Raw genomic sequence first — 12611 nt, 5'->3', positions numbered from 1 at the left:
TCCGGAAGCACGACGCTAAGCCCCGGAGCGGGCGGCGCAATCGGGTCTGCGCCTCAGGCCGCCAGACCCTGCATCCGCGCCGCGATTCTGCGCACCCGCTCCGGCCCTCCGAGCAACTGACGGTTCAGGCCGATGCGCTTGAACCAATAGTGCAGCCCCAGCAGGTCGGTAATCCCCATGCCGCCATGCACCTCGGTGGCGGTGCGGGCGATGAAGCGGCCGATTTCGGAGGTGTGCGCCTTGGCGTGGGCGGCGGTCAGCCCGGCCTCGGCTGGGGCGTCGTCGAAGGCGTACGCGGCGTACCAGACCAACGAGCGGCTCGGCTCCAGCTCGGCCGCCATCTCGGCGCACAGGTGCTTGACCGCCTGGAACGAGCCGATCACCCGGCCGAACTGGCGGCGTTCCTTGGCGTAGGCGACGGCCTTTTCGATCATCACCTCGGCCGCGCCCAGGGTGTCGGCGGCCAGCAGCGTCCAGGCCGCGTCGCGCACCGCGTCGAGCGCATGGGCGGCCAGCGGCTCAGCGGCGACGCCGTCGAAGGCGAGTTCGCCCAGGCGCCGGGTCAGGTCGATGCTGGTCACGTCCGAGCGGGAGAGCCCGGCCGCATCGCCCGCGACCAGGTGCAGGCCGCCGGCGGTGTCGGCGACCAGGAACAGATCGGCGGCCAGGGCGTCGGTGACGAACAGCGCCCCGCCGCTCAGCTTGCCGCCGGATGCGGTTACGCCCATGCCGTCGCGAGCGCCGGCGACCGCTTCGGAGATCGCCAGCCCGACGACGACCTCGCCCGAGGCGATCTTCGGCAGCCAGCGCGCCTGCTGTTCACCGCTGCCGCCGCGGACCAGCGCCACCGACGCGGCGACCGAACCGAGGAACGGCGACGGCGCGACGGCCCGGCCCAGGACCTCGGCCGCCAGGGCCGCGTCCAGCAGGCCGAGCCCCAGCCCGCCGTACTCCACCGGGACAACGACGCCGGGCAGGCCGAAATCGGCCAGGGCGGCCCACAGGTCGCGGGCGATCGGCTCGCGGTCGGCGGCGAACGCGCGCACCCGGTCCAGCGGCGCAGCGGTCTCTAGCGTGCGGGCCAGGCTCTCCTGCATCAGCCTCTGGTCGGCGGTGATCGAAAAATCCATGTCAGGCGCTCGCGAGCTTGGGTTCGCGCGGCATGCCGAGGCCGCGTTCGGCGATGATGTTCTTCTGGATCTGGGCGGTGCCGCCGCCGATGATCAGGCCCAGGTCGAACATGTAGTTCCACTGCCAGGAGCCCCTGGCCCGCAGGTGCGGTCCGTCTTCGTAGAGCACGCCCAGTTCGCCCAGGGCGTCGATGGCCAGGGCGGCGATCTGGTGGTTCAGTTCGCAGCCCTGCAGCTTGACCACCAGCCCCGCCATGCCGCTGGCCTCGCCGCTCATCGAGGCGGTGACGTTGCGCAGGCCGTTGAACTTCATGGTCAGCACCCGGGCCTGCAGCTGCATGACCCGGTCGCAGAACACCGGGTCGTCGATCAGCCGGCGACCGTCGACGCTCTCGGTCTTCATCAGCTCGATCAGGGCGTGCAGCCGCGCCTCGGTGGCGTTGGGATCGCCCAGCATGCCGCGCTCGTGCTTGAGCGTGGCGTTGGCGACGAACCAGCCTCGGCCGCGCCCGCCGACCACCGCGCTCTTGGGCACGCGCACGTCGGTGAAGAACACTTCGTTGAACTCGGCCGAGCCGGTCATGGTCTTCAGCGGCCGCACCTCGATGCCCGGCGTGGTCATCGGAAACAGCAGGTAGGAGATGCCGTCGTGCTTGGGCGCGTCAGGTTCGGTGCGCACCAGGCAGAAGATCATGTCGGCCTGGGCCGCGGTGCTGGTCCAGATCTTCGAGCCCGAGATCACGAAGTCGTCGCCGTCCTCGACCGCCTTGGTCTGCAGCGAGGCCAGGTCCGACCCCGCGCCCGGCTCCGAATAGCCCTGGCACCAGACGACCTCGCCGCGCAGGGTCGGGCCGATCCAGCGGATCTTCTGCTCCTCCGAGCCCACCTCCAGCAGGGTCGGGACCAGCATCGAGATGCCCTGGTTGGCGAAGCCGCGCGGCGCTCCTGCGCGGGTGAACTCCTCGGCGATGATCCGCGACTTCAGCACGTCAGGCGCCGCGCCGTAGCCGCCATAGGCCGTGGGAATGGTGCGGGCCGCATAGCCGTGCTCGATCAGCAAACGCTGCCACTCCAGCGCCGCCTCGCGCGGGCGCGCGGCGTCGCCGACATAGCGGTCGCGATGTTTCGTCAGGAAACTGCGAACCTCCTCGCGGAAACCTTCCATTTCGGGCGTGAATCTGAGGTCCATCGGCGTCCTCCCAGGGCGTCGTCGCCCCTAGGCGAGCACCCCCGTCCGCACGCTGCAAGTATGACCCGACGGAACCCCGGCCGCGGCTTGCGCCCTGAGTCAAACCTGAAATTGAACTTCAGTCCAATATGAAATGACGTCGTTATATTACCCTAGAATGTAATGCCGACGCCACCGCACCCAGAGGTTTGACGCCCCCGCAGAGTCGCGAAAGCCCTGTGGCGGCTTGTCGCACCCCAACATGCAAACCACGGCAAACACTGGAAAAAGACGTCCGTCGCCGCGGTTGCAGTAACCATTTCTTCAGCCAGGAGGACCTAGCGATGGGATGGGCGACGAAGGGGGCTAAATCCATGACCTCCGACGGAGCCATAGTATTCGTAGGAGAATAGTGCACGTCCGTAGGCGACCCGCTTCCGTATAGTTGAGAACATCGTTCTCCCAGTGCAGAGGCAACAAGGTCGCTTCCGCATATTCTTGGTTCAGGTACGGAAGAAACGCCTTGGGCGCGCTCGCCTCGCACCGCGCTAGCCGCGCTGCGGTCTGAACCCTGGGGACGACCTCGTGTTTCTCGACAACCTTAAGATCTCCCGCAAGCTGGCCCTGGGCTTTGCTGCGGTGGTGTTGACCATGGCCGGCATGGGCGGCGCCATGATGATCAACCTGCACACGCTCGATGTCGCGCGCGTGCAGATCAAGGAAAGCCGCGAGGTCCTCTCGGCGCTCGACGAGGCCAAGTTCTTCATGACTCGCCAGGAGAACAGCTACCGTGGCTACCTGCTGTCGAAGAACGACTATTACGTCGAGCGTGTGAACAAGCACCGCGCGAACTTCAAGAAGCGCCTCGAGACCGCCCGCGCCGGTCTGACCGACACCCCCGAACTGGCCGCCAAGATCGACACCGCCGCAGCGTCCGCCGACCGCTGGTACGCTGAAGTCTTCGAGGCTGGCGTGCAACTCGCCTCCGACCCGGCCACCCTGCCGCAGGCCATCGCCATGGTCGGGCCCGACGGCGCCGCCGACTCGGTGATCTCGCCGGCGGAAGACGCCATGGAAGCGGTCCAGACGGCGATGAACGAGGAAATGGCGCGCCTGCAGACCGAGCAGATCAACGCCTCGCGCACCGCGACCGCCAGCCTGGCGATCGGCCTGACGCTGGCGGTGCTGATCGCCGTCGGCCTCGGCTGGCTGCTGAGCCGGATGATCGGCGCGCCGGTGACCGCAATGACGGCCGCCATGCGCCGCCTGGCCCAGGGCGACTTCACCGCCATCGTCCCGGCCATGGACCGCAAGGACGAGGTCGGCGAGATGGCTCAGGCCGTCGCGGTGTTCAAGGAAGCCGGCATCGAGAAGCTGCGCCTGGAAGGTCAGACGGCCGAGCAACGCGCCGCCGCCGAAGCCGAGCGCCGCGCCCGTGAAGAGGAAAAGGCCCGCAAGGCCGAGGAAGACGCGGTCGCCATCGGCGCCTTGGCTGAGGCCATGGGCAAGCTGGCCCACGGCGACCTGACCCACCGCATCACCGCGCCCTTCGCCCCGGACGCCGCGCAACTGAAGACCGACTTCAACGCCGCCATGGTGCAGCTCCAGGACGCCATGAGCGTCGTCATCTCCAACGTGCATGCCATCAAGAGCGGCGCCGGCGAGATCAGCATCGCCGCCGACGACCTGTCGCGCCGCACCGAGCAGCAGGCCGCCAGCCTGGAAGAGACCGCCGCGGCGCTCGACGAGATCACCGCCACGGTCAACAAGACCGCCAGCGGCGCCCGGACTTGCAGCGACGTGGTGCTGGGGGCGCGCGGTGACGCCCAGAAGAGCGGCGAAGTCGTGAGGCAAGCCGTCGCGGCGATGAGCGAAATCGAACAATCGGCGCAACAAATCAGCCAGATCATCGGGGTGATCGACGAGATCGCCTTCCAGACCAACCTGCTGGCGCTGAACGCTGGGGTCGAGGCCGCGCGAGCGGGCGAAGCGGGCCGCGGCTTCGCAGTCGTCGCCTCGGAAGTGCGGGCCCTGGCCCAGCGCTCGGCCGAAGCGGCCAAGGAAATCAAGACCTTGATCAGCGCCTCCAGCCAGCAGGTCGGCCAGGGCGTGCATCTGGTCGGCGAGACCGGCGAGGCTCTGCAGCGGATCGTCAGCCGCGTCGCCGAGATCGACAGCCTGGTCTCGGAGATCGCGGCCAGCGCCCAGGAGCAGGCCGTCGGCCTGCAACAAGTCAACACCGCCGTTAACCAAATGGATCAGGTCACGCAGCAGAATGCGGCCATGGTCGAAGAATCGACGGCGGCGAGCCACGCCCTGGCGGGCGAGGCCGAAACCCTCTCCGGGTCCGTCGCGCGGTTCAACATCGGCCAGGTGCAGGCCGCTCCGGCCGGACGTCGTCCGGCCGCCGCCAGCCCGCAGATGCGACGGTCGAGCCGTGACGGCTCGGCGCTCCGCAAGCCGGAGCCCGAGGCCGACGGTTGGGAAGAATTCTAGGGCGCCGCACAACGCGGCCCCTCGGGGGGAGTGAAGATGACGCAGTCGACGGCGCCCGCCGTGGTCAGCCTACAGCCGATCCTGGACCTGCAGGCGGCCGAGCCCCTGCGGGCTGAACTGATGGCCCTGCGCGGCCGTCCCCTGAGCCTCGACGCCTCGCAGGTGACGCGCCTGGGCGGGCTCTGCCTGCAGGTTTTGATGTCGGCGCGCAAAATCTGGTCCGAGGACGGCCATAGCTTAACTGTGGATCAACCGTCTTCGGGCTTCTCAGAGCAATTGGCTGCCTTCGGCGCGCCCGAGCTGCAATTCGAGTCCTAGGGGGATTCTCGTGAGCAAGACCGTCCTGACGATCGACGATAGCCGCACCATGCGGGAAATGCTGAACCACGCCCTGGTTCAGGCCGGATACACCGTGATCCAGGCCGTGGACGGCGTGGAGGGCCTGGAAGTCCTGCAGGCCAACGGCGCCGACGTCGTCATCACCGACATCAACATGCCCCGCCTCGACGGCTTCGGCGTGATCGAGGGCGTGCGCGCCAATCCCGATCACCGCGCCACGCCGATCCTGGTGCTGACCACCGAAAGCGACGCGGCCAAGAAGGAGCGGGCCCGCGCGGCCGGCGCCACCGGCTGGATCGTGAAGCCGTTCAATCCCGTGAAGCTGGTCGAAGCCGTCCGTCGGGTCGCCGCCTAAATCTTTCCCCCCAACCGGAGCGCTCCGTTGGATCCGTTCGAGAGCATCAAGCAGACCTTCTTCCAGGAGTGCGACGAGCTCCTGACCGACGCCGAGCAGGGTCTGCTGGCCATGGAGGCCGGCGACGCCGACAGCGAGACCATCAACGCGGTGTTCCGGGCTGTGCACTCCGTCAAGGGCGGCGCCGGGGCCTTCGGTCTGGAAGATCTGATCCGCTTCGCCCACGTCTTCGAGACGGTGATGGACGAGCTGCGCTCCGAGAAGATGGAGCTGACCGACGAGGTCGCCAAAACCCTGCTGCGCGCCTTCGACGTGCTGGCCGACCACGTGGCCGCCGCGCGCGACGGCACGACGGTGGATGAAGCCCGCTCGGCGGGCATCCTCGCCGAACTGAAGTCGCTGATCGGCGACGAGGGACTGGACGACGGCGACCTGGGGGACGACGAGGACTTCGGCTTCGTCCCGATGGCGGTCTCGATCGACGACGACGCCGGAGCCGCCGCGCCGCCCCTGGACTTCGACCTGCCGCCGCCAGTGGCGCTGGAGCCCGAACCTGCGGTCGCCGCGGGCGGCGTCTGGATCATCGATTTCGCGCCCAAGACCGAGATGTACGCCAAGGCCAACGAGGCCGGGCTGCTGCTGCGCGAACTGGCCCGCCTGGGCGAAACGCAGGTGACGCTGGACGACAGCGACCTGCCGCCGCTGGACCAGATTTCCGCCGAGAGCGCTTATCTGCGCTGGTCTATCCGCCTGACGACCGAGGCCGACGAAGCCGCGATCCGCGAGGTGTTCGAGTTCGTCGAGGACGACTGCACCCTGTCGATCGTCCGCGAAGGCGGCGACGAGCCGGCCCCCAAGGCCGACCTGCCGACGAGCGACGACGACCTGGCCAAGGCCAGCGCCGAGGCGCCGCTGGACCTCGCCGCCCTGCTCGCCCGCGTGTCCGGCGACGCCCTTGTCGCCGCGGCCGAACCTGAACCTGCGCCAGAGCCCGAACCGGCCGCCGACATGGACGTGGCCGCGCTGATCGCCCGCGCCCGGGCCGAAACCACCGCCCCGGCCACGACGCCGCCCCCGGTCCCCGCGGCCGCGCCGGCCCAGGCGCCCGCCGCCGCGAAAGCCGCCGCGCCGGCCAACGCCAACGCTCCGGCCGCTCCGGCCCAGGCCACGATCCGGGTCGACCTGGATCGCGTCGACCGGCTGATCAACGCCGTCGGCGAACTGGTCATCCAGCAAGCCATGCTGTCCCAGCGCGTTCTGGAAAGCGGCCTGGCCCGCTCGTCGAACGTCGTGCTCGGTCTTGAAGACCTGGAACTGCTGACCCGGGAAATCCAGGACAGCGTCATGGCCATCCGCGCCCAGCCGGTGAAGAGCGTCTTCCAGCGTATGCCGCGCCTGGTCCGCGAGGTCGCCGACATGGTCGGCAAGCGCGTGCGCCTGGTCATGGAAGGCGAAGGCACCGAGGTCGACAAGACCGTCATCGAGCGCCTGACCGACCCGATCACCCACATGCTGCGCAACGCCATCGACCACGGGCTGGAGACGCCCGAGGGCCGCGCCGAAGCCGGCAAGCCGGCCGAAGGCGTCGTGCACATGCGCGCCCTGCACCGTGGCGGCCGCATCGTCATCGAGATCCAGGACGACGGCCGCGGCATCAACCGCCAGCGCGTGCGCGGCATCGCCATCGACAAGGGCCTGATCGCCGAGGACGCGGTGCTGTCGGACGAAGAGACCGACAACCTGATCTTCCTGCCCGGCTTCTCGACCGCCGAGACCATCTCGGACATTTCCGGCCGCGGCGTCGGCATGGACGTGGTCCGCCGCTCGATCCAGGGCCTGGGCGGCCGCATCTCGATCTCGTCCGAACCCGGCAAGGGCTCGAAGTTCACGATGTCGCTGCCGCTGACCCTGGCGGTGCTGGACGGCATGGTGGTGACCGCCGCCGAGCAGACCCTGGTCGCGCCGCTGTCGGCCATCGTCGAGAGCCTGACCCCGCGCCCCGAGGACGTGCACTATGTCGGCGGCAAGGACGCGGTGATCCGCATCCGCGACACCTTCGTCCCGCTGATCGACGTCGGCGTGTCGCTGGGCTTCCGCGACGGCCCGATGGAAGCCGGCCAAGGCGTGGCCATCCTGGTCGAGAGCGAAGGCGGCGGCAAAGCCGCCCTGCTGGTCGACGCCATCCAGGGCCAGCGCCAGGTCGTGATCAAAAGCCTCGAGGCCAACTACCAGCAGATCGACGGCATCGCCGCCGCCACCATCCTGGGCGACGGCCGCGTCGCCCTGATCCTCGACGTCGACGCCCTTGTGACCACCCAGCACCGGCGCAAACCGGCGCCGCGTAGCGAAAAGCGAATGGCCGGATGAGCATGACCGACCCGATGACCCATTCCGCCGCCGGCGCGCGGCGCGAACTGATCGCCTTCCGCATCGCCGAGCAGGAATTCTGCGTCGACATCATGCAGGTCCGGGAAATCCGCGGTTGGACCCCGGCCACGCCCCTGCCCCGCACCCCATCCTACATGAAGGGCGTCATCAACCTGCGCGGCGCGGTGCTGCCGATCGTGGACCTGGGCGCGCGCCTGGGCCTCACCACCAGCGAGCCCAGCGCCCGCCACGTGATCATGGTGGTCAATGTCGGCGGACGCACGCTCGGCCTGCTGGTCGAGGCGGTCAGCGACATCATCAATGTCAGCGACGACATGGTGCAGCCGACGCCGGACGTGGCCTGCGACCAGGTGAAGACCTTCGTGAAGGGCCTGTTCGCCATCGACGGGCGCATGGTCAGCCTGATCTCGCTGGACCGCGTCCTGCCGGAGACCGAGGCGGAAGCGGCATGACGAGCCCGGTCGATACGCGCGCCAGGGGCGGCGCCGCGGCCGGACTGGTCGAAGGCGAGTTCCTGTTCACCGAGGACGATTTCAAGAAAATCGCCAACATCCTGCACAGCCACGCCGGGATCGCCCTGGCCGAGGGCAAGGCCGCGCTGGTCTATTCGCGCCTGGCCAAGCGGCTGCGCACGCTGGGCCTGCGCTCGTTCCGCGAATACTGCAGCCTGGTCGAAGGCCAGCAGGGCGTCGACGAGCGCCAGGCGATGATGGCGGCGCTGACCACCAACGTGACCCGCTACTTCCGCGAGCCGCACCACTTCGACCACCTCCGCGAGGTGGTGATGCCGAAGCTGGCCGAGACTGCGCGCCGCGGCGGCCGGGTGCGGCTGTGGTCGGCGGCCTGCTCCAACGGCCAGGAGCCCTACTCCATGGCCATCACCGTGCTCACCGCGCTGCCCGAAGCGGCGAGCCTGGACGTCAAGATCCTGGCCACCGACATCGACCCGAACATGATCGCCGAGGGCAAGGCCGGCGTGTACCGCGAGGACGCCGTCGCCCCGGTGCCGCTCGACCTGCGCCGCAAGTGGTTCAAGAAGTCCGGCGCGGGCTGGGAAGTCGCCGACGAGCTGCGCGAGCTGGTGGCCTTCCGCGAGCTGAACCTGATCGGCGACTGGCCGATGAAGGGCAAGTTCGACGTGATCTTCTGCCGCAACGTCGTGATCTATTTCGACGAGCCGACCCAGGAGCGGATCTGGAGCCGCTTCGCGCCCGCGCTCGTTCCCGGCGGCACGCTGTACATCGGCCATTCGGAACGCGTGTCCGGCCCCGCGGCCAGCCAGTTCGAGACCACCGGCTTGACCACCTACGCCCTGCGAGGCGCCCGATGAGCGTCGGAGTCCTCGTCGTCGACGACAGCGCCACCATGCGCGGACTGATCGCCGCCGCCCTCAAGCGCGACCCCGAAATCGAGGTCCTTGGCTTCGCCAACGACCCGCTGGAAGCCCGCGAACAGATCAAGAAGCTCAATCCCGACGTCGTCACCCTCGACATCGAGATGCCGAAAATGAACGGCCTGGAGTTCCTGGAAAAGATCATGCGCCTGCGGCCGACGCCGGTGGTGATGGTCTCGACCCTGACCCAGGCCGGCGCGGACGTGACCCTGGAGGCCCTGGAACTCGGCGCCGTCGATTGCGTCGGCAAGCCGGTCGGCGGGGTCACCGCGCAGGAAGCCTTCAACGATCTCACCGCCAAGGTGAAGGCCGCGGCCCGGGCGCGGGTGAAGCCCTACAACGGCCCGACCACGCCGGTGGAGCGCGACGGCGACTATCGCGCCTCGGACGCGATCCTGGCGATCGGATCGTCCACGGGCGGGGTCGAGGCGCTGATGACCATCCTGGCGACCTTCCCGGAGACCTGCCCGCCGACGGTGATCACCCAGCACATGCCGGCGACCTTCACCAAGAGTTTCGCCGCGCGCCTGGACCGCATCTCGGGCGCGCATGTGACCGAGGCCCGCGACGGCGACCGCCTGCAGCCGGGCCACGTCTACATCGCCCCCGGCGGCGATCAGCACATGGAAGTGCTGTCGGCCTCGCATCCGGTGATCCGCCTGCGCGCGGGCGAACCGGTCAACGGCCACCGGCCCTCGGTCGACGTTCTGTTCGACTCGGTCGCCAAGCTCAACCGCCACGCGGTCGGCGTGATCCTGACCGGCATGGGCCGCGACGGGGCCGCCGGTCTGCTGGCCATGCGCAAGGCGGGAGCCCGGACGCTCGGCCAGGACGAGTCCTCCTGCGTCGTCTACGGCATGCCGCGGGTCGCCTTCGAAATCGGCGCCGTCGAGAAGCAAGTGGGCCTCTCGCGGATGGGTCCGTCCATCTTGAACCTCTGCTCCGCTGCAGACATCCATAGGAGCGCCTGATGCCTACCGCCGTCAGCATCAAGACCCTGATCGTCGACGACCAGCAGACGATGCGCTCGCTCATCCGCACCAGCCTGCACGCCCTGGGCATCACCCAGACGCGCGAGGCGCCCGACGGCGAAGAAGCGCTGCGCCAGCTGATCGCCGCTCCGGCCAACCTGGTGATCACCGACTTCAACATGCCCAAGCTCGACGGGCTGGGCCTGCTGCGCGCGATCCGCGCCCACGGCCCGACCTCGAAGACCGCGGTGATCATGCTCACCGGCCGCGCCGACCGCGAACTCGTGCAGCGCGCGGTGCAGTTCGGCGTGAACAACTACCTGGTGAAGCCCTTCACCACCCAGACGCTCAAAGAAAAAATCGAAGCGGTGTTCGGTCCCCTGACATGATCGTCGAGAACGTCTCTGGACGGCCGGGAAAACGGATCCATGTGGTGCAGGGAGAGCACCACATCTCCAGCGACCCCGATGTCATGCTGACCACGATCCTCGGATCGTGCGTGGCGGTGTGCATGCGCGATCCGAAGACTGGCGTCGGGGGCATGAACCACTTCCTGCTGCCGAGCGGCAAGGCCGAGGGACTGGACGAGGGCCGCCGTTACGGGGCCTACGCCATGGAACTGCTGATCAACGAGCTGCTGCGTTCGGGCGCCCGTCGCGACCGGCTGGAGGCCAAGCTGTTCGGCGGGGCCCGGATGTTCGGCGGGTTGTCGGACGTGGGCGCCTCGAACGCCGCCTTCGCCGAGAAATTCCTGCGCGACGAGGGCATTCCCGTCGTCGGGTCCAGCCTGGGCGGCCTGGCCGCCCGGCGTGTGCAGTACTGGCCGACCACCGGCCGGGCGCAACAACGAACCGTCACTGATAACGCGGAACTAACCCGTCTGCGCGAACCTGTGGCCCGTGCCCCTGCGCCGGTCGAGGACGAAGGGTCCGTGGAGCTGTTCTGATGAGCCAATCCGCCCTCGTCCGCACCCCCGAGGTGCTGGCCTCGATCGCCCAGGAGCTGGAGCACGCCGGAGAGCTGTGCGACCGCCTGGAGACCCTGGTCACCCAATTGGTGCGCGCCAGCCGCGGCGAGCCGCTGGCCATCGCCCTGCACGAGGCCCAGACCCTCGACGTGCTGACCCAGCATCTGGCCGCGCTGGCCAACTTCACCCGCAAGCTGTCGGCCCAAGCCGACAGCGACGTCTATGACCTCACCGACGCCGTGGCCGGCGTCACCCTCGGCGACCTCGCCAACCGGCTGGCGCGGGTGACCCGCGAGGGACCGGTGCGGGCGGCGGCCGACGCCGGGGACCTCGACCTCTTCTAGGCGGCGCGCCGATGGCCCTCGATCCCAAGATCCGGATCAATCTCGACCGATCGGTGGTCCTGCTGGTCGAACAGAACTCGCAGGCCATGGACGCACTGACCGCAATGTTCCGCGGGTTCGGCGTACGCAAGCAGTTCAAGGCGGCCACCGGCGCCGAGGCGATGCACATCATCAAGACGCAGGAACTCGACCTGATCGTCGTCGATGCGCACATGCCGGACATGGACGGCTACGATCTGGTGCGGTGGCTGCGCCGCGAAGGTCCCGACAACGCGCGCTTCACTCCGGTGATCATGCTGACCGGCCACGCCGCGCGCAGCATGGTCGAGAAGAGCCGCGACTCCGGCGCCAACTTCGTGGTCTCGCGGCCGTTCACTCCCGAAATCCTGCTGCAGCGGGTGTTCTGGGTGGCCAAGGACGAACGGCAGATGGTCGTCGCCGAGGGCTATGTCGGTCCTGACCGCCGGTTCAAGAACATGGGCCCGCCGCTGGGCGTCAAGGGCCGACGCAAGGACGATCTCTCCACGCACGTCGGAGCCGCGACCGATCCGAACATGGATCAGTCCGACATCGACATGCTGCTGAAACCGATGAAGGCGCAACTGTGAGCGAAGCTGAATTCGTCAAGGTCAAGTACCGCTTGACCGAACAGGTCGCCCGCCCGGGCGGCATGACCGCCGGGATCGCCAACGAGCGCGCCCAACGCGAGCTGGCCGCGCATGCGGGCGATGCGATGAAATCGCTCGGCAACATGATCGGCCGCCTCGAGGCGATGACCCGCGAGCAGACCGCAGCGCTCGACGCTGTCTACGAGGAAGCCTCCGCGATCCTCGACATCGCTGGGCTGTTCGACAAGCGCGTGCTCTGCGACGCCTGCTACAGCCTCTGCGAACTGGTCGATCGCCAGCGTACGCACGGGCGTCAGGACTGGACCTCGATCAGCGTCCACGTCAGCGCGCTGCGGCTGCTCTGGACCAAGGACGGTCAGGATCCCGCCTCGCTGAAATCGGTCGTCGACGGCCTCTGGTCGATCACGGACCGGCTGGCGCCCTAAAGCGCA

14 protein-coding genes are annotated in these 12611 nt (G+C 68.6%); 12 read left to right on the top strand and 2 right to left on the bottom strand.

The annotated features are described in order from the left end of the window. Positions 1-53: 53 nt before the first annotated feature. Together O4N75_RS03980 and O4N75_RS03975 are read right to left on the bottom strand one after the other, a co-directional pair. Entirely contained in the window at positions 54-1130 is a 1077-nt protein-coding gene (locus tag O4N75_RS03980; protein ID WP_269628071.1) for an acyl-CoA dehydrogenase family protein, read from the bottom strand. A gap of 1 nt (position 1131) precedes the next feature. After that, complete coding sequence (locus tag O4N75_RS03975; RefSeq protein WP_269628070.1) at positions 1132-2319, bottom strand: acyl-CoA dehydrogenase family protein; 1188 nt, start codon at positions 2317-2319, stop codon at positions 1132-1134. A 564-nt stretch (positions 2320-2883) separates the two neighbouring features. Here O4N75_RS03975 and O4N75_RS03970 point away from each other — a divergent pair. Genes O4N75_RS03970 through O4N75_RS03915 form a run of 12 tightly spaced genes read left to right on the top strand, consistent with a single transcriptional unit; the run spans position 2884 to position 12605 of the window. Beyond that, positions 2884-4794 (top strand): methyl-accepting chemotaxis protein, encoded by a 1911-nt coding sequence (locus O4N75_RS03970; protein ID WP_269628069.1) that lies wholly within the window; start codon positions 2884-2886, stop codon positions 4792-4794. Between the two features lie 36 nt (positions 4795-4830). After that, a complete protein-coding gene (locus tag O4N75_RS03965; protein ID WP_269628068.1) occupies positions 4831-5112 on the top strand; it encodes an STAS domain-containing protein in 282 nt (93 codons plus the stop codon). Between the two features lie 10 nt (positions 5113-5122). Continuing rightward, positions 5123-5488 carry a response regulator gene (locus O4N75_RS03960; RefSeq protein WP_056017186.1) on the top strand — a complete coding sequence of 122 codons (366 nt, stop codon included), beginning with the start codon at positions 5123-5125 and terminating at the stop codon, positions 5486-5488. Positions 5489-5515: 27 nt separating this feature from the next. After that, positions 5516-7855, top strand: coding sequence for a chemotaxis protein CheA (locus tag O4N75_RS03955; protein WP_269628067.1), 2340 nt, complete (start codon positions 5516-5518; stop codon positions 7853-7855). Positions 7856-7857: 2 nt separating this feature from the next. Continuing rightward, positions 7858-8328 (top strand): chemotaxis protein CheW, encoded by a 471-nt coding sequence (locus O4N75_RS03950; protein WP_267232103.1) that lies wholly within the window; start codon positions 7858-7860, stop codon positions 8326-8328. Beyond that, positions 8325-9206, top strand: coding sequence for a protein-glutamate O-methyltransferase (locus O4N75_RS03945; protein WP_269628066.1), 882 nt, complete (start codon positions 8325-8327; stop codon positions 9204-9206). The genes O4N75_RS03950 and O4N75_RS03945 overlap by 4 nt, the downstream gene beginning before the upstream one ends. Next, positions 9203-10240, top strand: a complete 1038-nt coding sequence (locus tag O4N75_RS03940; protein ID WP_267232029.1) for a chemotaxis response regulator protein-glutamate methylesterase — start codon at positions 9203-9205, stop codon at positions 10238-10240. The genes O4N75_RS03945 and O4N75_RS03940 overlap by 4 nt, the downstream gene beginning before the upstream one ends. After that, the gene (locus O4N75_RS03935; protein ID WP_267232030.1) at positions 10240-10629 is read left to right on the top strand and encodes a response regulator; all 390 of its coding nucleotides are present in this window, start codon (positions 10240-10242) and stop codon (positions 10627-10629) included. The genes O4N75_RS03940 and O4N75_RS03935 overlap by 1 nt, the downstream gene beginning before the upstream one ends. Next, complete coding sequence (locus tag O4N75_RS03930; protein WP_269628065.1) at positions 10626-11186, top strand: chemotaxis protein CheD; 561 nt, start codon at positions 10626-10628, stop codon at positions 11184-11186. Before O4N75_RS03935 ends, O4N75_RS03930 begins: the two co-directional genes overlap by 4 nt. Beyond that, positions 11186-11551 (top strand): hypothetical protein, encoded by a 366-nt coding sequence (locus O4N75_RS03925; RefSeq protein WP_269628064.1) that lies wholly within the window; start codon positions 11186-11188, stop codon positions 11549-11551. The genes O4N75_RS03930 and O4N75_RS03925 overlap by 1 nt, the downstream gene beginning before the upstream one ends. An 11-nt stretch (positions 11552-11562) precedes the next feature. After that, positions 11563-12159 (top strand): response regulator, encoded by a 597-nt coding sequence (locus O4N75_RS03920; RefSeq protein WP_269628063.1) that lies wholly within the window; start codon positions 11563-11565, stop codon positions 12157-12159. Further along, complete coding sequence (locus tag O4N75_RS03915) at positions 12156-12605, top strand: hypothetical protein (protein ID WP_269628062.1); 450 nt, start codon at positions 12156-12158, stop codon at positions 12603-12605. Before O4N75_RS03920 ends, O4N75_RS03915 begins: the two co-directional genes overlap by 4 nt. The last annotated feature ends 6 nt before the right edge of the window (positions 12606-12611 follow it).

Origin of the sequence: Phenylobacterium sp. NIBR 498073, from assembly GCF_027286305.1 — a bacterium.
Classification (GTDB): domain Bacteria; phylum Pseudomonadota; class Alphaproteobacteria; order Caulobacterales; family Caulobacteraceae; genus Phenylobacterium.
Note: the sequence above shows the minus strand (reverse complement) of the source record. Positions and strands in the feature narration are given on the sequence as shown.